General features: G+C 54.6%; 1 protein-coding gene. It reads right to left on the bottom strand.

Annotated elements, in window-relative coordinates; all coding sequences use genetic code 11:
• On the bottom strand, positions 1–238 hold a 238-nt coding region (locus BWI93_RS28065), incomplete at both ends, for a hypothetical protein (RefSeq protein WP_217902212.1).

Raw genomic sequence — 238 nt, forward strand, 5'->3', positions numbered from 1 at the left:
CAGGTTCTTACCTAGCTTGGAGGCTATGAACGTGGTCTTAGCAGGGCTTACAGCGGCGGCGGCAATCTTACCCTCCGAGACGCTACCATCCACCAGGCTTGAACGAATCCGAAACCATCCCGTACCGTTCGAAATGACCTGGTCACCAGCCTCGTAGTTTTCTGGCAGACCTGTAATCGACTGCGTGCCAGCCTGAGAGACCAGGTAGTAGGAACCATTTGAGGTAGGCGTAGTGGTT

Origin of the sequence: Siphonobacter sp. BAB-5385, assembly GCF_002261125.1 — a bacterium.
In the GTDB taxonomy this organism is placed as follows: Bacteria; Bacteroidota; Bacteroidia; order Cytophagales; family Spirosomataceae; genus Siphonobacter.